General features: G+C 60.6%; 15 protein-coding genes. 10 read left to right on the top strand and 5 right to left on the bottom strand.

Going from position 1 to position 19,602, the window contains the following annotated elements; genetic code table 11:
* Positions 1 to 139 precede the first annotated feature (139 nt).
* On the top strand, positions 140 to 814 hold the full coding sequence (locus tag ABDX79_RS02625; protein ID WP_346218692.1) for an alpha/beta hydrolase: 675 nt from the start codon (positions 140 to 142) through the stop codon (positions 812 to 814).
* On the opposite strand, the gene ABDX79_RS02620 is transcribed toward ABDX79_RS02625, so the two are convergent.
* Positions 811 to 1,962: an anhydro-N-acetylmuramic acid kinase gene (locus ABDX79_RS02620; RefSeq protein WP_346218691.1), complete on the bottom strand. Its 1,152-nt coding sequence runs from the start codon at positions 1,960 to 1,962 to the stop codon at positions 811 to 813. The two genes, ABDX79_RS02625 and ABDX79_RS02620, sit on opposite strands and share 4 nt — an antisense overlap.
* A 103-nt stretch (positions 1,963 to 2,065) precedes the next feature.
* On the opposite strand from ABDX79_RS02620, the gene tyrS reads away from it, so the two are divergent.
* The 4 genes from tyrS (at position 2,066) to ABDX79_RS02600 (ending at position 6,239) form a co-directional block, all read left to right on the top strand.
* A complete protein-coding gene (gene tyrS / locus ABDX79_RS02615; RefSeq protein ID WP_346218690.1) occupies positions 2,066 to 3,316 on the top strand; it encodes a tyrosine--tRNA ligase in 1,251 nt (416 codons plus the stop codon).
* A 51-nt stretch (positions 3,317 to 3,367) separates the two neighbouring features.
* Positions 3,368 to 3,841 carry a peroxiredoxin gene (locus ABDX79_RS02610; protein ID WP_346218689.1) on the top strand — a complete coding sequence of 158 codons (474 nt, stop codon included), beginning with the start codon at positions 3,368 to 3,370 and terminating at the stop codon, positions 3,839 to 3,841.
* On the top strand, positions 3,841 to 4,674 hold the full coding sequence (locus ABDX79_RS02605) for a ferritin-like domain-containing protein (RefSeq protein ID WP_346218688.1): 834 nt from the start codon (positions 3,841 to 3,843) through the stop codon (positions 4,672 to 4,674). The genes ABDX79_RS02610 and ABDX79_RS02605 overlap by 1 nt, the downstream gene beginning before the upstream one ends.
* A gap of 242 nt (positions 4,675 to 4,916) precedes the next feature.
* Positions 4,917 to 6,239 (top strand): M23 family metallopeptidase, encoded by a 1,323-nt coding sequence (locus tag ABDX79_RS02600; RefSeq protein ID WP_346218687.1) that lies wholly within the window; start codon positions 4,917 to 4,919, stop codon positions 6,237 to 6,239.
* Positions 6,240 to 6,298: 59 nt separating this feature from the next.
* Here the strand turns inward: ABDX79_RS02600 and prfB are convergent.
* The 3 genes from prfB to ABDX79_RS02585 all read right to left on the bottom strand — a co-directional run bounded on the left by prfB (position 6,299) and on the right by ABDX79_RS02585 (position 11,576).
* A protein-coding gene (gene prfB, locus ABDX79_RS02595; protein ID WP_346218686.1) for a peptide chain release factor 2 occupies positions 6,299 to 7,427 on the bottom strand; the annotation gives its coding sequence in 2 pieces (ribosomal slippage) (positions 6,299 to 7,357 and positions 7,359 to 7,427; 1,128 coding nt in all).
* A gap of 157 nt (positions 7,428 to 7,584) precedes the next feature.
* A complete protein-coding gene (locus tag ABDX79_RS02590; protein WP_346218685.1) occupies positions 7,585 to 10,029 on the bottom strand; it encodes a penicillin-binding protein 1A in 2,445 nt (814 codons plus the stop codon).
* Between the two features lie 353 nt (positions 10,030 to 10,382).
* Entirely contained in the window at positions 10,383 to 11,576 is a 1,194-nt protein-coding gene (locus ABDX79_RS02585) for an N-acetylmuramoyl-L-alanine amidase (RefSeq protein WP_346218684.1), read from the bottom strand.
* A 187-nt stretch (positions 11,577 to 11,763) separates the two neighbouring features.
* Here ABDX79_RS02585 and ABDX79_RS02580 point away from each other — a divergent pair, with 187 nt between their 5' ends.
* Together ABDX79_RS02580 and ABDX79_RS02575 are read left to right on the top strand one after the other, a co-directional pair.
* Complete coding sequence (locus ABDX79_RS02580; protein WP_346218683.1) at positions 11,764 to 12,231, top strand: hypothetical protein; 468 nt, start codon at positions 11,764 to 11,766, stop codon at positions 12,229 to 12,231.
* A gap of 23 nt (positions 12,232 to 12,254) precedes the next feature.
* Complete coding sequence (locus tag ABDX79_RS02575) at positions 12,255 to 15,320, top strand: Rne/Rng family ribonuclease (protein WP_346218682.1); 3,066 nt, start codon at positions 12,255 to 12,257, stop codon at positions 15,318 to 15,320.
* 74 nt (positions 15,321 to 15,394) lie between these two features.
* Here the strand turns inward: ABDX79_RS02575 and ABDX79_RS02570 are convergent, their stop codons facing one another.
* Positions 15,395 to 16,564 (bottom strand): pyridoxal phosphate-dependent aminotransferase, encoded by a 1,170-nt coding sequence (locus ABDX79_RS02570; protein WP_346218681.1) that lies wholly within the window; start codon positions 16,562 to 16,564, stop codon positions 15,395 to 15,397.
* 203 nt (positions 16,565 to 16,767) lie between these two features.
* Between ABDX79_RS02570 and ABDX79_RS02565 the strand changes: the two genes are divergently transcribed.
* The 3 genes from ABDX79_RS02565 to accC all read left to right on the top strand — a co-directional run bounded on the left by ABDX79_RS02565 (position 16,768) and on the right by accC (position 19,602).
* Positions 16,768 to 17,541, top strand: coding sequence for a DsbA family protein (locus ABDX79_RS02565; RefSeq protein ID WP_346218680.1), 774 nt, complete (start codon positions 16,768 to 16,770; stop codon positions 17,539 to 17,541).
* A 223-nt stretch (positions 17,542 to 17,764) separates the two neighbouring features.
* Positions 17,765 to 18,241 carry an acetyl-CoA carboxylase biotin carboxyl carrier protein gene (accB, locus tag ABDX79_RS02560; RefSeq protein WP_346218679.1) on the top strand — a complete coding sequence of 159 codons (477 nt, stop codon included), beginning with the start codon at positions 17,765 to 17,767 and terminating at the stop codon, positions 18,239 to 18,241.
* Positions 18,242 to 18,255: 14 nt separating this feature from the next.
* Entirely contained in the window at positions 18,256 to 19,602 is a 1,347-nt protein-coding gene (accC, locus tag ABDX79_RS02555) for an acetyl-CoA carboxylase biotin carboxylase subunit (protein WP_346218678.1), read from the top strand.

The raw sequence follows: 19,602 nt of genomic DNA, 5'->3' as shown, positions 1-19,602 counted from the left end.
CCGATCCCTAACAGACTAGATAAGCCTAAGCCATTCAGTAGTTTGGAATTGCTCTAAACTGGAAACTATGAAGCCCCAGTCGGCGCGTCAAGCCGCGTCCGTGATTTGGGGCTGTGACACGATCTCGGAACGGAGCCGAATGCCCGAAGTCATTTTCACGGGACCCGCTGGGCGCCTCGAAGGCCGCTATCAGCCGGCGAAGGAAAAGAACGCGCCCATCGCGATCGTCCTCCACCCGCACCCGCGTTTCGGCGGAACCATGAACAACCAGATTGTCTATCAGCTGTTCTATATGTTCGTAGAACGCGGTTTCACGACGCTGCGCTTTAATTTTCGCGGCATCGGACGGAGCCAGGGCGAATTCGATCACGGGTCCGGGGAACTTTCGGATGCTGCATCCGCGCTGGACTGGATCCAGAGCATTCATCCGGATTCGAAGGAAACCTGGGTCGCGGGCTATTCGTTCGGCGCGTGGATCGGAATGCAGCTGCTGATGCGTCGGCCGGAGATCGAGGGCTTTTTCTCGATCGCGCCCCAGCCGAACACATACGACTTCTCGTTTCTGGCGCCCTGCCCGTCGTCGGGTCTCATTATCCACGGCGATCGCGACCGGGTCGCGCCGCCCAAGGATGTGCAGGTGCTCGTCGACAAACTGAAGACGCAAAAGGGCATCGTCATCACCCAAAAAATCATGGAAGGTGCGAACCACTTCTTCCAGGATCAGACGGACGCCCTGCTTGCCAACTGTTCGGACTATCTCGACCAGCGCCTCGCCGGCGAACTGTCGGACCCGAAGCTGAAGCGGCTGCGCTAATCTCTCTGCTGCTCCGGCGGCCGTGAAATAACACCTCCGCTCACCGCTTCACGGCAATTCGTTGTCGTTGGAAAGGTGAGCGGCAGGCCCTTGAGCGAGCGCACCGCGAGATAGGCCCAGGCTTCGGCCTCCATCGCATCGCCGTCGAACCCGCAATCCTCCGCCAGAACCACATCCGCCTCTTCGCCGACCGCGTCGGTGAGATCGGACATGATCGAGGGATGGCGCCGACCGCCGCCAGCGACGATCCAGAGCTTCGGCATTTCAGGCAAATGCTCACGCGCGGCGGCAATCGCTTGCGCGGTCACGTAGCAGAGCGTGCGCGCGACATCGGAGAGCTCGCCGTCCTCAGGTTGCGGAACAGGAAAATCGAACCTGTCCAGAGACTTGGGCGCCTTTCTTGAGAAGAAGCCTGAAGAGAGATAGCGCGCAGAGAGATTCCCGATCACGCCACCTTCGCTCGCGATCCGACCATTCTGGTCATAGGGAATTCCGGCCTCTCGCTGAAGCCACTGATCGATCAGCGCATTGCCCGGACCGCAATCGAAGGCGATCGGATCAGCATCGCCATCGATATAGGTGATGTTCGAGATGCCACCGATATTGACGTACGCAACCGGGCGAGCGTCGAACTCCGGAGGCAGATTGGACGTGAGCGCGCGATGATAGGCCGGAACGAGCGGCGCGCCCTGTCCGCCCTTTTTCATGTCCTCGGCCCGCATATCCCAAACGACGGGCACACAGAGGGCCTTCGAAAGCCGCTCGCCGTCGCCGATCTGAACGGTGACGCCTTCTTCGGGCCGATGCAGCACGGTCTGTCCATGAAATCCGACAAGATCGATCTCGGAAACCTCGATGCCGAGCTCCGACGCAAAGCGGCGCACGACATCGGCATGCCGATCCGTCAAAGCGATCTCGATCTCCGCGAGAGCGTCCGTGCGATCGGTTCGCTTAACCAAAGCCTTGCCCATCTGAAGCGCCTCCTCCAGGCGAAGGCGCATTGCGTGGTCGAATTCATAGGTCCTCGCGGGACCGCGTTTCACCTCAAGCTCGCCGTCCGTCTCGATCAGCGCGACGTCGATGCCATCAAGCGATGTGCCGCTCATCAGGCCGATCGCGCGATAAATGCTCTTGTCCGTTACCGTCAAATTCCTCTCCGCCACTGGAATTCAGCTGGAAGGCTGATAAACGAGCCTTCATCAGCCGGCGTATCCATTGCAAGGGCCGGCCAGCAATCCAAGGCATGATAATATGAGCGGATTTCGGTCAGATTTTCTCCATGCGCTGAGCGAGCGCGGATTTATCCATCAGACATCGGACGACACGCGTCTCGACGATCTGTTCCGGACCGAGACCGTCACCGGCTATATCGGGTTCGATCCAACCGCCAAGAGCCTCCATGTCGGCTCTCTGATGCAGATCATGATGCTGCACTGGATGCAGAAGACCGGTCACAAGCCGATCGCCTTGATGGGCGGTGGAACCGGCATGATCGGCGACCCCTCGTTCAAGGACGAGGCGCGCAAGCTCAACACGCGCGAAATCATCGCTGAGAACCTCGCCGGCATCCGGCGCGGGTTCGAGAACTATATCACGCTCGGTGACGGCCCGACCGACGGGATGATGGTGAACAATGCCGACTGGCTGCTCGACATCAATTACATCGAATTTCTCCGCGATGTCGGCCGCCACTTCTCGGTCAACCGTATGCTCTCCTTCGATTCGGTGAAGTTGCGGCTCGATCGCGAGCAGTCGCTGTCCTTCCTCGAATTCAACTACATGATCCTGCAGGCCTATGATTTCGTCGAACTCAACAAGCGCTATGGATGCCGCTTGCAGATGGGCGGCTCGGACCAGTGGGGCAACATCGTCAACGGCATCGACCTCGGGCGCCGGATGGAAGGCGCAGAACTCTTCGCGTTGACGTCGCCGCTTCTGACCACATCGTCAGGCGCGAAGATGGGAAAGACCGCCGATGGTGCCGTCTGGCTGAACCCGGACATGAAGAGCCCCTACGACTTCTGGCAGTTCTGGCGGAACACCGAGGATGCCGATGTCGAGCGTTTCCTGAAGCTCTACACTGTTCTGCCGATGGACGAGATCGCACGGCTCGCGAGCCTTGGAGGCTCGGAAATCAACGATGCGAAGAAGACGCTCGCAACGGAAGTGACAGCCATGCTGCACGGCCGCGAGGCCGCCGATATTGCAGCCGAGACCGCGCGGCAGACCTTCGAGGAAGGCGTTGCAGCCGAAAGCCTGCCATCGGTCGGCGTGCCGAGCGCGGAACTGGAAGCGGGCACCGGGCTCCTCAGCATCCTCGTATCAGCCGGCCTTGCCGGCTCGAACGGCGAAGCACGCCGCCACGTGAAGGGCGGTGCCGTGAGGGTGAACGACGAACCGGTAACGGATGAACGCATGCAGATCGATCAGGAGATGACCCGCGATGGCGCGATCAAACTCTCCGTCGGCCGCAAGAAGCATGTGCTGGTAAAACCGATCTGAAACCGATCTGTCGCCAGCCATCGACATCAAAATCAACGAAGGACGAACACCATGTCGCTTTCCGAAGGTTCAGCCCTCCCCGAGTTTTCCCTACCGGACGAGACCGGAACGACGGTCTCGCTCGCTGATTTGAAGGGCAAGCCGTTCGTGATCTACTTCTATCCGAAGGACGACACATCCGGCTGCACCAACGAGGCAATCGCGTTTTCAGGGCTGAAATCCGATTTCGATGCGCTTGGCATTCCGGTGATCGGCGTTTCTCCCGATCCGGTGAAGAAGCACGTCAAGTTCAAGGAAAAGCACGACCTGACGGTTCGCCTTCTGGCGGACGAGGAGAAGGCTTTCCTCGACGCCTGTGGCGTCTGGGTTGAAAAGTCCATGTACGGCAAGAAGTACATGGGCGTCGAGCGCACGACCGTGCTTGCCGATGCCGAAGGAACCATCGTCAAGCTCTGGCCGAAGGTGAAAGTGCCGGGCCATGCTGAAGCCGTTCTCGAAGCAGCCAAGGCGCACGCTCAAGGCTGATGGTGGACGAGAGCGAGAGCCGTCATCCCGGCACTTTGCGGCGGGCGTCGATCGAGGCGCTTGCCGCCGCGGACGTTGAGGAGAAGGTCCGCGCGACCAATCTTGCCTGCCGGCTCTGGTTTGCGCGGCGCATCGGTCTTCATGCGCCGGACGATCCGAAACTGCCCGATCGTCCGGGGCGCCCGGAAAAGCCGGATCTCGTTCATCCGCGCTTCGTCAAGCGCCGGTCGGTTCACAGTGTGGAAGGCCGGATCACGCTGATCCACGCCCTTGCCCATATCGAGCTCAACGCCATCGATCTCGCTCTCGATATCGTGGCACGGTTCGCCGATCAGCCGGTGCCGCGGTCCTTTTTCGACGGATGGATGACGGTTGCGCTGGAAGAGGCCAAGCACTTCGGGCTCCTCTCGGGCCGTCTCGCCGATCTTGACTCCCATTACGGAGCGATGCCCGCCCACGACGGTCTCTGGCAGGCCGTCGAGGCGACCGCGCACGACCTGTCGGCCCGGCTCGCCATCGTTCCGCTGATTCTGGAAGCTCGCGGGCTGGACGTCACGCCGTCGATGATCGCCAAACTTGAGGAAGCTCAGGACCGGGAAACCGCAGCCATCCTCGAAATCATCTATCGCGACGAGAAGAAGCACGTGGCGATCGGCGCCAAGTGGTTCCGCTTTCTTTGCGCCAGACAACGGATCGATCCGGCGCGGCGGTTTCAGGAACTTGTGCGTGAATGCTTCCGCGGCGAGGTGAAGGCGCCCTTCAACGACCGCGCCCGGGCCGAAGCAGGTCTGACCCCGACCTTCTACCGCTCTCTCTCACCGCTCTCACGGTAGAGACCGCGAAAATCGCCGGTCTCCCGACTGGCAGGGCGCGTCGATCAAGCCATTGATTTCATGAATTTTGCGAACGGCGAATACTCCCGCAAACCGCAGGCGTAGGCTGACTATTTCGCTCTTACCACCCGTGGAGAAAGGTTTGGTTAACGATAATGAAGTCTTATGCCGCGAAGGCGGCTATACATCTCTTCATCGTTTGAGAAGCGCCGCTCAAGCAGAGCAAGGGAGCGCTTTTTCGGATGAATGCGGCGTCACGACAAAGGCCGGGTTTCGGGCGCAGGAAGCTGCCGATCACCTTCGTCATGGCTCGTGGCGAACAGGTTCGCCATGTCACGCTCGACAATCGACATCTTCTGCGCGGCAGTGTCATCGGCGGGCTGATGGCTCTGTTTCTCGGTGGACTAGCCTATTACAGCCCTGAAAACGCTTCGCCGTCATCTGTCCCGACGGAGAGCGCTCTTCGCCAGTCCTACGAAACACGACTTGCAACCCTGCGCACCAAGCTGGACGAAGCCACCAGCCGGCAATTCGTCGCCCAGAAGGTGGTCGAGTCAAAAGTCGATGTTCTGCTGAAACAGCAGGAAATGATCGCCGAGCGCTACGAGCGGCTCGAACCGATCTTCGAGCGCGCAAGGGAAAACGGCATCCTTCCGGAATTCGCTGACTACGGAACGCCCGTTCCAACACCCCGGCCCTCACTTGCGACAAGCGACCCTGCAAACTCTTCCCGCGATGCCTCCGGCTTCACTCGTGATCTCCATTCTGCCGCCCCGCAGTTGGAGCTTCGCGGCGACGATGCGCGCGACACCGAAGAAGCCGATCCGATCGATCCGCTGACGACGGCCTCGCTCAGGCATTCGACATCCAACCTTTCGCAAGATGATCTGTCGGGGTTTGGTCGAGCAATCGACTTTGCTGAGATTCAGCAGATCGCGAACCTGAAGGTTTTGACGAGCGAGGCCGTCGAGAGATCGACGAAAATTGCATCTGTTCTTTCGTCGGTCGGTATCGAGCCGGAAGATCACCTGGATCTAGCCCTTGGTGGTCCATACGAGCCTGCGCCCGAAGAGGCCGGCTTCGAACTCACTTATGCCGAACTGGAGAGCGCCCTTGATCGCCTCGAGGGACTTCGCGGCGTTTCCGATAAACTGCCATTCGCCGCACCGATGTCGATGAAGCGCCTCTCTTCGCGGTTTGGCATCCGGTCGGACCCGTTTCTGGGGCGCCGTGCGCTCCATTCGGGCATAGACTACGCCGCGCCTTCGGGCTCGCCGATTCGCGCGACCGCTGCAGGAACAGTCGTTCGCGCGAGCCGCGCTGGCGGCTACGGAAACCTCGTCGAAATCGACCACGGGAATGGCGTGAAAACGCGGTTCGGGCACATGTCGCGCATCGATGTGAAGGTTGGGGATGAGATCGAACGCGGTATGCAGCTCGGCGCGGTCGGGTCCACCGGACGCAGCACCGGTCCGCATCTTCACTACGAAATCCGGCGTCATGGACGGGCGATCGACCCGATGCGGTTCATCCACGCAGGCCAGAAGATCGAAGACCTGAGCTGACTGGCATCAGTCGGAGTTTGGCGGGCGGGAGGTGCGCGAAGCCCCCTCGCCCAACCATTTTATTCCACGTCTTCGACCGATGCCTTTTTGCCCTCGACCCGGTGCGCCAGCGCCGCTTCCATGAAATCGTCGAGTTCACCGTCGAGAACATCCTGTGGAGATGTGCTTTCAACCCCGGTCCGAAGGTCCTTCACCAGCTGATATGGCTGGAGGACATATGAACGGATCTGGTGGCCCCAACCGATATCGGTCTTGGAAGCAGCTTCCGCGTTCGCCTCGGCTTCCCGTCGTTCGAGCTCGGCCTCGTAAAGCCGCGCCTTCAGCATGTTCCACGCCGTTGCGCGGTTCTTGTGCTGCGAGCGCTCCTGCTGACAGGCGACCACGATACCGGTCGCGAGATGCGTGATACGCACGGCCGAATCCGTCGTATTGACGTGCTGGCCGCCCGCACCCGAGGCGCGATAGGTATCGATGCGGACATCCGACTCGTTGACTTCGATATCGATGGAATCATCCACGACCGGATAAACCCAGACGGAAGCGAAGGACGTGTGACGCCGCGCCTGACTGTCGTATGGCGAGATGCGGACCAGACGATGAACGCCCGATTCCGTCTTCGCCCAGCCATAGGCGTTGTGTCCCTTGATCAGGAGGGTCGTCGACTTGATGCCGGCTTCGTCCCCGCCCTGCTCTTCCAGAACCTCCACCTTGAACTTGGCCCGCTCGGCCCAGCGAATATACATGCGCTGAAGCATCGAAGCCCAGTCCTGGCTCTCCGTTCCACCGGCACCGGAATGGACTTCCATATAGGTATCGTTGGAGTCTGCCTCGCCCGAAAGCAGCGTCTCGATCTGACGCTTGGCCGCGTCTGTCATCAGCGCCTTGAGCGTTGCTTCCGCTTCAGTGACGATCTCGCTGTCGCCCTCTTCCTCGCCCATGGCGATGAGCTCGACGTTCTCCTCGACCGCGCTTTCGAGATCGCGAATCGCGGTTATGTTGGTCTCCAGGTTCTGACGCTCGCGCATCAGGGCCTGAGCCTCAGCCGGGTCGTTCCAGATCGTGGGATCTTCGGCCTTGTTATTCAGATGGTCGAGACGTCTGAGAGCTTGATCCCAGTCAAAGATGCCTCCTCAGCAGCCCGATGGTCTGCTTGGTCTCGTCGACAATGTGTTCGATTTCGGCGCGCACGGCGCTGTCCTCCGTAAACTCTGTTTGGTGGCGGGTGGGGAGAGAAAAGCGCATCTGGCCTTTCCCGTCCTGCACGCCCTCAAGGAAAAGGGCGGTCGCAAGCGCCGCCCTCGTCCGAGTGTTCGATATAGCGAGGCGAAAACGCCTTGGCTAGGCTCTAGAAAAGTCCGCCGGCACCTTGCGAAATCGCCTGGCGGGTCTGTTCGGAAACGACACCCCGGCGCACGTCGGAAGCGATCGCATCCATGCCGATCACGCTGTAGCTGTCGGCTGGACCGGTTCCCGGCTTGAAGGCTTCCATGATGGTGCCTGCGCCCTCACCCGAAGCCCGCATGCCATTCGAACGATTGACGGCGATAACCTCCATGCCTTCCGGCACCTTGAACTCGACGGGCGTCTTGCCCTTCATCGCATTCTTCATGAAGTCGATGAAGACAGGCGCTGCAAGGCCGCCACCTGTTGCGCCACGGCCCATCGGGCGCGGCTGGTCGTAGCCAAGGTAGACGCCGACGACCAAATCCGGCGTGAAGCCGACGAACCAGACGTCCTTTTCCTCGTTCGTGGTACCGGTCTTGCCGGCGACCGGGAAGCCCAGCTCCTTGACCTTGGTTGCCGTGCCCCGCTGAACGACGCCTTCCATCATCGAGGTGATCTGATAGGCCGTCATCGGATCCAGAACCTGGTCGCGTTCATCGACGAGTTCCGGTTCGCCCTGGCCGGAATAGCCAGCGACATTGCACTCGGCGCAGAAGCGCTGATCGTGCTTGTAGATCGTGCGGCCATAGCGGTCCTGCACCCGGTCGATCAGTGTCGGCTCGATCGCGCGACCACCGTTTGCCAGCACCGAATAAGCGCCGACCATGCGCAGCACCGTCGTCTCGCCGGCTCCGAGCGCCATCGGCAGAAAAGGCGCGAGCTTGTCGTAGATGCCGAAGCGCTCGGCATATTCCGCGACGAGCTTCATGCCCATGTCCCGGGCGAGACGAACGGTCATGAGGTTGCGGCTCTTTTCGATGCCAAGACGAAGGGTCGACGGTCCTGCGGAGCCGCCACCGTAGTTGGACGGCGACCAGACGCCGCCATTGCCATCCGGCATCGAGATCGGCGCATCGAGGATCACCGAAGCCGGCGTGTAGCCGTTGTCGAGCGCCGTCGCATAGACGAATGGCTTGAACGACGAGCCGGGCTGACGATAAGCCTGAGACGCGCGATTGAACTCGGATTCACCGTAGGAGAAGCCGCCGACCATGGCGCGGACCCGTCCCGTTCCCGGCTCCATGGCGACGAGGCCACCCTGGATCTCCGGCGGCTGGCGCAGCTTCCAGCCATCGCCGTCCGCAGTTTTCTCCACGTAGACGATATCGCCCCGATTGAGCACCTGGGAGACGGCACCAACAGATCCCTGGCGCTCTTTGGTGTTGAGGCGCATCGCCCAATTCATATTGGATTTCGTGATCGTTGCGACATCGCGCTCCGAGCCGAGCTTACCGCCGGCGTCCCGCGCCGGCTGAAGGCCGATGCTCGCGCTGTCGTTGTCGGTCGAAAGAACGATGGCAAGCCGCCACTGCGGCACGTCCGAGAATGCCTCGACCTTGCCGACGGCCTCACCCCAGTCGCTGCCGATCTCGACATTCGCGACGGGGCCGCGGAAGCCACGCTTCTCGTCGAAGTTCACGAGGGCAGATTGAAGTGCGTCCCGAGCGTAACTCTGCAATTCGGGATCGAGGGTCGTGCGAACCGACAGACCGCCTTCGTAAAGCGCGTCGATGCCGTAGCGATCTACGATCTCGCGGCGAACATCCTCGGTGAAATATTCGGCCGTCGCGAGATAGGTGCCCGTCGGGCGCGGATTGACGCCGAGTGGCTCGTTCTTCGCGAGGTTCGCTTCCTCGTGCGTGATGAAGCCGTTGTTGTCCATCTGGGCGATCACCCAGTTGCGACGCGCGATGGCCCGTTCCGGATTGCGGAAGGGATTGTAGTTCTCGGGGGCTTTCGGAAGGGCGGCGAGATAAGCGGCCTCCTCGACGGTCAGCTCGTTCACGCCCTTGTCGAAATAGGCGAGTGCTGCGGCAGCGATGCCGTAGGAGCCCATGCCGAGATAAATTTCATTGAGATAGAGTTCGAGGATCTTGTCTTTCGAATAAGCCTGCTCGATGCGCATCGAGAGGATCGCTTCCTTGACCTTCCGGTCGAAGGTGCGCTCGTTGCTCAGCAAAAAGTTCTTCGCAACCTGCTGGGTGATCGTCGAGGCACCCTGCATCCGGCCACCCTGCGCGATAACAGCCACGGCACGTCCGATACCTTCGATATCGACACCCGGATGGGAATAGAAGTTCTTGTCCTCGGCCGCGAGAAACGCGTTCTTCACACGTGCCGGGATCGCCTGGATCGGCAGGAATAGCCTGCGCTCGCGGGCATATTCCGCCATCAGCTGACCATCCGATGCATGGACGCGCGTGGTGACGGGAGGCTTATAATCCGCAAGCACCTCATAATCAGGAAGATCCTGACCGATTCTTTCCACATACCAAGCGAGACCGCCTGCCACGATAAGGAAGAAAACGGATCCAATCCCAAAGAAATAGCCGATCAATCTGATCATCGGTGACTTATCCACTCTCCGGCGCTTATGCGATCCGGATACCCCTGATTCCTGACCCTTGGCGCAAGACGATCCCCATCGCCTGCCCCCCTCGTTCCTCGTAAAGGCTGCCCGGACCAGTTCGACACGCGTCGTTCCGCGCCGCCTTTTCCCGCTTTTGCCCCGCCTCTCAGCCGACGAACAGCCCGTACGGGCGTTTGACGGCGATGCGAACTGGGTTCCCCTTCGAACGAGTCACGTTTCTGTGCATATTTACGTTTTGCTAGCAAAATGCGGCAGAGCGATGATGTGTTTCCGATTTCCCGCAAAGAACACCGCCTCCGGCCAAAGCAAAGCAGTGACAGAGGTGGGCGTCACCCGTCCTTTCCAATCCCGTAGAAGGATGTGATCGCCTCCGCGATGGTCGTCATCGCCTCGGTTCGCCACGTCTCGTCGGCCAGGAGTTTGGCATCCTGAGCATTGGACATGAAGCCAAGTTCGATCAGCACGGACGGAACGTCCGGCGCCTTGAGCACGATGAAAGCTGCCGAACGCTTCGGGTTCTTGATGAAGCGGATATCGGACTGCCGCATCCGGGCAAGGAGCGAGGATGCGAAATGTTCGGAATAGCTGACCGTTTCCCGCCGAGTAAGATCCGCCAATATATCGAAGACTTCAGGGGCTTCCTCGCCATAACTCTCGCCGCCGAAGCGATCGGCCGCGTTTTCGTTCGCGGCGATCTCCAGCGAAAGGCTATCGGATGCTTTTTCGGAGAGCGTGTAGATCGTCGCGCCGCGCAGTTCCTTGTACCGAATACTGTCGGCATGCAGGGAGATGAAGAGGTTCGCTTTTTCTCGCCGCGCAATCTCGGTGCGTTCGACAAGGCCGACGAATTCATCCTTTTCACGCGTCATCACCACGCGAACGCCGGCATTTTTTTCCAGCACGTCCCGTAGAACCTTGGCTGCGGCGAGGTTGATGTCTTTTTCCATAACGCCGCTCTTGGCAACCGCGCCATCGTCCTCTCCGCCGTGGCCCGGGTCGATGACGATCGTAAACCCGGTCTGACGGTTGATCGCCTCGTCGGAGATGTCGTCGTGGGTGACGATCTGCGCGTCCGCTTCGGCCCAAAGGCGCGGCTCACCGGCAACGACCGTGGCGCCATTCGTCTTCGAAAAGACGATCTCGTAGGTCGCAGGAGCGCCGCCGTCCTCCTGGCGCAGCAGCCGCGCCTCCACCCCGGACTTCGGCCGAAAGATGTAGCGATAACGGTCAGGACCCGTCGCACCGTGCCTGACGCCTTCGATGAGGCCGCCGCCATCCTTCAGCAGAGGTTCGCTCGCCGGCAGCGCATCGGTCAAATCAAGCGCCACCCGATCCGGCGAACGCAAAATGAAGAGGCGCGCATCGGGCGCCGTCGTAAAATCGAAAATGGCGCTTTGCTGGCCGTTCTGCTCCGCCTCGATCTCGACGCGAGTCACGATCGCAGTTTCTGCGGCGGCCGGGCGAAGCTCGAATGCGAACGCGACCAGAATCGTCAAACAGGCGCAAGCGCCGATTCGCAACATGGTGGAAGGCCTTCTGGCAGGATGTGGCTTCAAGGGCGGGCCGTCTCATAACTCGCGGATGAGTATCGATTATGGCAAGCGACGCTCGCCCCAGAATGGAGCCCGAACGGGCCATATGATGGGTTAAATAACGAGCAGATGTCCCGAATGGCCCGCCGAGTGACCATATTCGCGCAAGCCAGACGGCTTGTTTCTCAGCGCACCAAGGCATAAGAGGGATGAGAAGCCCCGCCAAACCGGCCTTTCTGGAGCCGGTAGCCGATCATTCGACGAGGAAGGATCGGAAATTGGCGAGGAGCGTGGCGGCTCCGTGCTGAGATGCATCCAAAGCCACCAGCCGCTCTTCGGGCTTTCAGAATTTGCGCTGAGCGCGATGCGAGTATGCGAGCGTCGCCCGGCGATCAGTACGGCCCCGGACCTTGTGCGCCGAGGGCAGCAAGACATCATCGACCCTTCGATCGAAGCGGTCATCCTTATTTTTGCGGGGTTCCGTCGTGACGATGAAAATCCGGCCAACGCAGCGGACAAGGAGTGCGGCCCTACCGGTCGCGCAGCCCGCGCGACTGCAGCCGGCCACGTCGACGACGGCTTACTCCGCCGCCCGGTTCACTATCCGATTCTACTCATCATCGTTCAGAAGATCAGCCAATCGTAGAAGCCGGGCCTTGGAGAGATTCCATGGCCAACAAAATGCTTATAGACGCCTCCCATCCGGAGGAAACGCGAGTCGTCGTCGTACGCGGTAATCGCGTCGAAGAGTTCGATTTCGAATCTGAGCACAAGAAGCAGCTCAAGGGAAACATCTACCTCGCCAAGGTAACGCGCGTAGAGCCTTCGCTCCAGGCGGCCTTCATCGAGTATGGCGGCGGTCGGCACGGTTTCCTCGCTTTCAGCGAAATCCACCCGGACTACTACCAGATCCCGAAGGCAGACCGCGAAGCGCTCCTCGCCGAGGAAATGGCACGCGGTCAGGCGGACGACGAGGAAGAAGAGCGCGAGGAGAAGCGCAACAAGTCCCGCTCCAAGGCAGCTCGTCGCGAAGGCAAATCCGACGACACTGTTTCGGAGAGAGCCGACAACGAAGACGCCTCCTCGGACGATGACGGCGATCGCTCTACGTCCGATCGTTCGGATGATTGGGAGGCGACCGGATCAGACGACGACGCAAACGATGATCGCCGGGATGACGACGACCGTGAGCCCAACGCCGACCTCGATGAGGACGACGACAACGACGATGACGATCAGAGCGACGATGTCTCCGACGACGACCCGGATGATGACGATTCGGACGACGAGAACGGCGATGACGGGGCCCCCTCGTCCGAAGGCGAGGACGGTTCGTCCAAGCGCGGTTCCCGGCGCAAACGCGGTCGCCGCTCTTCCGGCAAGCGCGGCCGGTCGCGTCGCGGCGACGACAATAGCGGCGAGAACGACAATGACGGCGACGACGGAGACGACGACGAAGTCGACGAGTTGGGCTCGCAGGATGCGCTGGAAGAAGTTCCGGTTCGCCAGGCACGGCCGCGAAAGCACTACAAGATTCAGGAAGTCATCAAGCGTCGCCAGATCCTACTTGTGCAGGTCGTCAAGGAAGAGCGCGGCAACAAGGGCGCAGCGCTGACGACATATCTGTCGCTCGCAGGGCGCTATTCGGTTCTGATGCCGAATACGGCGCGTGGCGGCGGTATTTCGCGCAAGATCACCAATCAGGCCGATCGCAAGCGTCTGCGCGAAGTCGTAAAGGAACTCGACGTTCCGCGCGGCATGGGCATCATCCTGCGCACGGCCGGTGCCAACCGCACCAAAGCCGAGGTGAAGCGCGACTACGAATATCTGATGCGGCTGTGGGAATCGGTCAGGACCCTGACGCTTCAGTCGATCGCGCCCACGCTGGTCTATGAAGAAGGCAGCCTCATCAAGCGATCGATTCGCGACCTCTTCAACAAGGATATCGATCAGATCCTCGTCTCGGGCGATGCCGGCTACCGCGAGGCCAAAGATTTCATGCGGATGCTGATGCCGAGCCAGTCGAAGGCCGTGCAGCCCTACCGCGACAGCACGCCGATTTTCACCCGGCAGGGAATCGAACCGCAGCTCGACAAGATGCTGCAGCCCCATGTGACCCTGAAGTCCGGTGGCTACATCATCATCAACCAAACCGAAGCGCTGGTCGCGATCGATGTGAACTCAGGGCGATCGACCCGCGAGATGTCGATTGAGAATACGGCGTATCAGACCAATCTCGAAGCCGCGGAGGAAATCGCGCGGCAATTGCGCCTGCGCGATCTTGCTGGGCTGATCGTGGTCGACTTCATCGACATGGACGAGAAGCGGAACAACCGCGCCGTCGAAAAGAAGATGAAGGATTGCCTCAAGAACGACCGCGCCCGGATTCAGGTCGGCAAGATTTCGCATTTCGGCCTGATGGAGATGAGCCGGCAGCGCATTCGCGCCAGCGTTCTGGAATCGACGATGCGTTCCTGCCCGGTCTGCGAGGGCGCGGGCATGATTCGTGCGACCTCCTCCCTGGCGCTCCATGCGATCCGGCACATCGAGGACTACCTTCAGAAGAACAAGGGTCGCGACCTCATCGTGAAGGTGCCGACCGAAACCGCGCTCTTCATCCTGAACGAGAAGCGGCACCATATCGACGAGCTCGAACAGAACCACGATCTGAGGATCTTCATCGAGGCCGATCCGTCCGTCGGCCATAATGACCTTTCGATCGAGCAGGGCGGGGTTGCGAGTCGTCCGATCGCCCGTGATTTCGTCAGCCCGATCTCGGTCGCCGCCGAGGACGAGGCATACGAAGACGACGACACGGATGACGAGGCGAGCGAGGACGAGGGCGTCACCGCCGAAGCCCGTGATGAGAATCAGGACTCCGACGAAAATAATGAGGGCCGCTCCAAGAACCGCGGCAAGCGGCGACGCAGGCGGCGCGGCGGCTCCGATAACGGTGACAACGACAGCAACGGCGACGAACAGCAGGCGGCCGACGCTTCGGACAGCTCGGACTCGTCAGATGATTCGGATAATTCCGACGACGAGAACCAGGACGGAGACAGCAATTCGGGTCGCCGGCGCAGGCGCCGAGGCCGCCGTGGCGGTCGCCGCCATCGCGATGGCAACGACAAGCAGGCCGACAGCCAGAGCGAAGACAATTCGGACGAGAGAGACGATTCTGCCGACGCTGCCGAAACTGGCCAGACGGACGATAAAAAGACCGGTGGCCGTGGCCGCAAGCGCTCGAACTGGGCTTCGAAGACGGATGAAGCCACCGAGGACTCGGTAGCGGCTGCGAACGAGGCCGACGACGTCTCCGGGCAGACGGACACGAATGCGAGCGAAGCCGTTAGTGAGGAAACTGCGCAGCCGCAGCTGGATGAGGCGTCACCTTCAACGGCGGACGAGCGGTTCGACGATCCAGTCGCAACAGTGATTGGAGAAGCGGCCGAAGCCGGAAGCGCGGAAGACAAGCCGGCCTCGTCCGATGCTTCGAGCGAAGCTGAAGCCGTGGACGTTAGCGCAGTTGGCGGTGAAGATACCGCTCCGTCCAACGACAACGAGCAATCCACCGTTGAGACGGTGGAAGCCGCAAGCACCGAAGAACCCGAGGAAAAGCCGGTTAGGCCGCAGCTGACCGAGCCGGTGGTCACATCGGGCAAAGCGGATTCTGAAACCGCGCAGGACGATGGCAAGCCACGCCGCACGGGCTGGTGGAGCCGCGGCTTCTTCTGAGCGATGTTGATCTGACAAACACAAAGGGGCCGGTCCGATCGGCCCCTTTTTTGTTGTCTGAGCGCTTTTCTGATTCACGCTTTGGCAACGAAGGCGGCAATCCGGTCGAGGGCGCGGACGATGTCGCTCTCAGCGCCCGCATACGACAACCGGACAAAGCTATCGCCGCGTCTGAGGTCGAAATCCGTGCCGGGCGTGACCGCGACATGGCTCTCCTTCAAGAGTGCTTTTGCGAACGCCGTGGCGGATGAAAAGCCCTCCGGGATCCGGGCATAGGCGTAGAATGCGCCATCGATCGGCGCAATCGCGCGAAAGCCGATCTCTGGCAGCCGCTCCATCATGGTGAGACGATTGCGACGATAGCTTTCCCGCACACGGTCCAGTTCCTCGCCGGCCCCAAGCGCTGCGAGAGCGGCTGTCTGCGAGAGATCGGAGGCTGAAATATAGAGGTTCTGGCCGAGGCGTTCCGCAGCATCGGTCAGCCCGGGCGGCAAGATCATCCAGCCGATGCGCCATCCGGTCATGCAGTAGTATTTTGAGAAGGAGTTGACGACGATCGCAGCGTCGAGGTCCTGAAGCGCGGAACGCTCGTCCTGCCCGAAACTCAGTCTATGATAGATCTCGTCGGAAATCAGCCAGACACCGGTCTCACGACAGAAATCGGCTATCCGCTTCATCTCATCGGGCGGCGTCATGGTTCCGGTCGGGTTCGCGGGACTTGCGATCAGGACCCCCTGAAACGGCTCGATCGCATGACGCGCATCGAGATGGTCGCGCGTCAGGATGTAATCGTCTTTCGGCCCGACCTCGATCTCGACAGGGATAATGCCAAGAGCGCGCATGATATTGCGATAAGCGGGATAGCCGGGGGCGGCGATCGCGATTTTGTCGCCGGCATCGAAGGCTGCTAGGAAAGCGATGTTGAAGCCACCCGAGGCCCCTGAGGTGACCATCACCCGCGCCGGATCGACGCTGACGCCATGGGCCAGGCGGTAATGATCGGCTAGTGCTTCCCGCAGGTCGACCCGCCCCATCGCATCCGTATAGCCAACGGAGCCGCGTTCGATCATCGCGGATGCGGCGTCACGGGCAGCCCTCGGCGCAGGCGAGGCAGGCTGGCCAACTGCGAGTGAGAGCACATCCGCGCCCGCCGCCTTGAGCCTGTTGGCTTCGGCGAGAAAAGTCATCGCGTGAAACGGCTCGACGCCCGACCTCCCCGACGGTCCCATTGCACGATCGCTCATTAGCAGTGTTTCCTCTTGATGCGTTTTGCGCGCCATCTGCCACAAATTGGCATTTGATCTCAGACCAGCACAGTCGTCAGAACGCACGGAACTGGCGCAACTGATCGTGAAATTCGAGATGATGTCCTATTATCGCTTCAAATTTCGCGCCAGATCGTGTCTCCATGCATCTCAACCCTACACCCAGCAAGGGACCCCGCTTCATGCGTTTGCTCACGACCCTCGCCATCGCAGCAACCTTCTTGGGAAGCACGCTGTCGGCACCCGCAATTGCGCAGGACAGCTTCGATGCGACCGAGAAGCAGGATATCGAAAAGATCGTCCGCGATTACCTCGTCACAAATCCCGAAGTCCTCGTGGAAGCGATGAACGCCCTTCAGCAGAAGCAGGATGCGGAACAGAAGACGGCGCAGGCGGACGTCATTGCCAAAGCGCGCGACCAACTGCACTCGGCGCCCGAAGGCATGGTCCTTGGCAATCCGGACGGTGATGTTACGGTCACCGAGTTCTTCGATTACAATTGCGGATATTGCCGACAGGCGCTGGCGGACATGACCGCGCTTATCGAGGAGGACGACAATGTCCGCTTCGTTCTGAAGGAGTTCCCGATTCTCGGCATGGGTTCGCTGGAGGCGTCACGTGTCTCGATGGCGTTCCGCGATCTCGCCCCTGAGAAATATCGCGAATTTCACGAGACACTTCTGTCCAAACGCGGGTCAGCCGACAAGGCCTCTGCGCTTCAGGTCGCCGAAGACCTGGGCGTCGACCCCGCGAAGATTGAGGACATCATGGCCTCGTCGACGAACATGAAAGCACTTCAGGAGATTCAGGTTCTCGCCAACGACCTGCGAATCAACGGAACGCCATCCTATGTCATCGGCGAGGAAGTCATTCAGGCCCGCGTCGGAACCGAGGGCCTGAAGAGCGCGGTGGCCGCCATGCGGGAATGCGGCAAACCCGATTGCGGAGACAGCTGAAAGATCAATCTTTCACAGGCTATACCCCATCGAGTGGCTCGAAAGGTTCATGCATGCGAGAATTTGGGGCCTCACGGATCGCCAAGGCATGTTGAGACGTTGATATTCTTGCCGTGAACGTGCAAGCAACCGCTCGACCATTGAAACCATTGACGAGTACGCAAACTCGTCGCAGTGCGTTCATATCGCATGAATTGTAAGACGGGCGACAGGATAGGATACAATGAGCGACAAGAGCTTGGACCCCGAGATTGTTCGTGAGCTGGCCGCAATCCTCAAGGAGAGCGATCTCACGGAGATCGAGGTCGAACGGGACTCGCTGCGTATTCGCCTGACCCGCCAGATCGAGGCCGCGCCCGTCTATTACCAGCAGCCGCAGATGGCTCCCCAGTTCTCTGCGCCGCAGCAGCTATCGGCTCCGACAGCAACACCGGCTCAGGCTACGCCAGCAAAGTCCGGGCCTGCCGAGGGCACCGTGACCTCCCCAATGGTCGGCACGGTCTACCACGCCGCTTCGCCAGGCTCGAAGCCCTTCGTCGAAGTTGGCCAGGCGGTGAAGGAAGGCGAAACGGTCTGCATCATCGAGGCGATGAAGACGATGAACAACATCCCCTCGCCGCGCTCGGGCACGGTCCGCGAAATTCTGGTCGAAAACGCACAGCCGGTGGAATTCGGTGAACCGCTCTTCGTGATCGACTGAGGGGCACGAAGACGATGGTCTCCAAAGTTCTCATCGCCAATCGCGGCGAGATTGCCCTTCGCGTCCTGCGCGCCTGCAAGGAGCTTGGCATTGCCACGGTAGCGGTCCATTCGACCGCCGACAATTCGGCCATGCATGTTCGGCTCGCAGACGAGAGCGTTTGCGTCGGCCCGCCTGCGGCCCGCGACAGCTACCTGAACATTCCGCAGATCGTTGCGGCCTGCGAAATCACCGGCGCCGACGCGGTCCATCCCGGATACGGCTTTCTTTCCGAGAATGCGCGATTTGCCGACATTCTCGAAGCCCATCAGCTGACCTTCATCGGGCCGACGGCCGATCACATTCGCACCATGGGCGACAAGATCGAGGCCAAGCGGACGGCCGAGCGTCTCGGCATTCCCGTGGTTCCGGGGTCTCCCGGTGCTGTGACCGAGGACGACGAGGCGATGAAGATCGCCAAGGAGATCGGCTTTCCGGTCATCGTCAAGGCTTCCGCCGGCGGCGGCGGACGCGGCATGAAGATTGCCCGAACAGAAAAAGACCTGTCGAATGCGCTGGCAACCGCGCGTTCGGAGGCGGGCGCTGCCTTTGGCGACGACGCGGTCTATATCGAGAAATATCTGGAAAAGCCGCGCCATATCGAAGTTCAGGTCTTCGGCGATGGCAAAGGCAATGCAATTCATCTCGGCGAGCGTGACTGCTCCCTGCAGCGTCGCAACCAGAAGGTCTGGGAAGAGGCCAATTCCCCGGCCCTGACCCAGGAACAGCGCGACCGGATCGGAATGATCTGCGCCGATGCCATGAAGGGCCTCAAATATCGCGGCGCCGGGACCATCGAGTTTCTCTACGAAAACGGCGAGTTCTATTTCATCGAAATGAACACCCGCCTTCAGGTCGAACATCCGGTGACAGAGGCCGTGACCGGCCTTGATCTTGTCCACGAACAGATCCGTGTCGCAAGCGGCGAAGGGCTCTCACTGACGCAGGACGAGGTCAAGTTCTTCGGCCATGCCATCGAGTGCCGTATCAACGCCGAGGACCCGCGCACCTTCGTGCCCTCACCGGGCGAAATCACGCATTACCACGCACCTGGCGGGCTGGGCGTGCGCATCGATTCGGCGGTCTATCGCGGCTACCGGATTCCGCCGTACTATGACAGCCTCGTCGGCAAGCTGATCGTTCACGGCCGAACGCGCGACGAATGCCTGATGCGGCTGAAGCGAGCGCTCGACGAGTTCGTGCTCGACGGTATCAGTACGACCCTTCCGCTCTTTCAGGATCTCGTCGCAAACGAGAGCGTCAGACGCGGCGAATATGATATTCACTGGCTGGAACACTTCCTCGAAGGCGAAGCTGGCTGA

The organism is Fulvimarina fulva, assembly GCF_039652615.1.
In the GTDB taxonomy this organism is placed as follows: Bacteria; Pseudomonadota; Alphaproteobacteria; order Rhizobiales; family Rhizobiaceae; genus Fulvimarina.
Note: the sequence above shows the minus strand (reverse complement) of the source record. Positions and strands in the feature narration are given on the sequence as shown.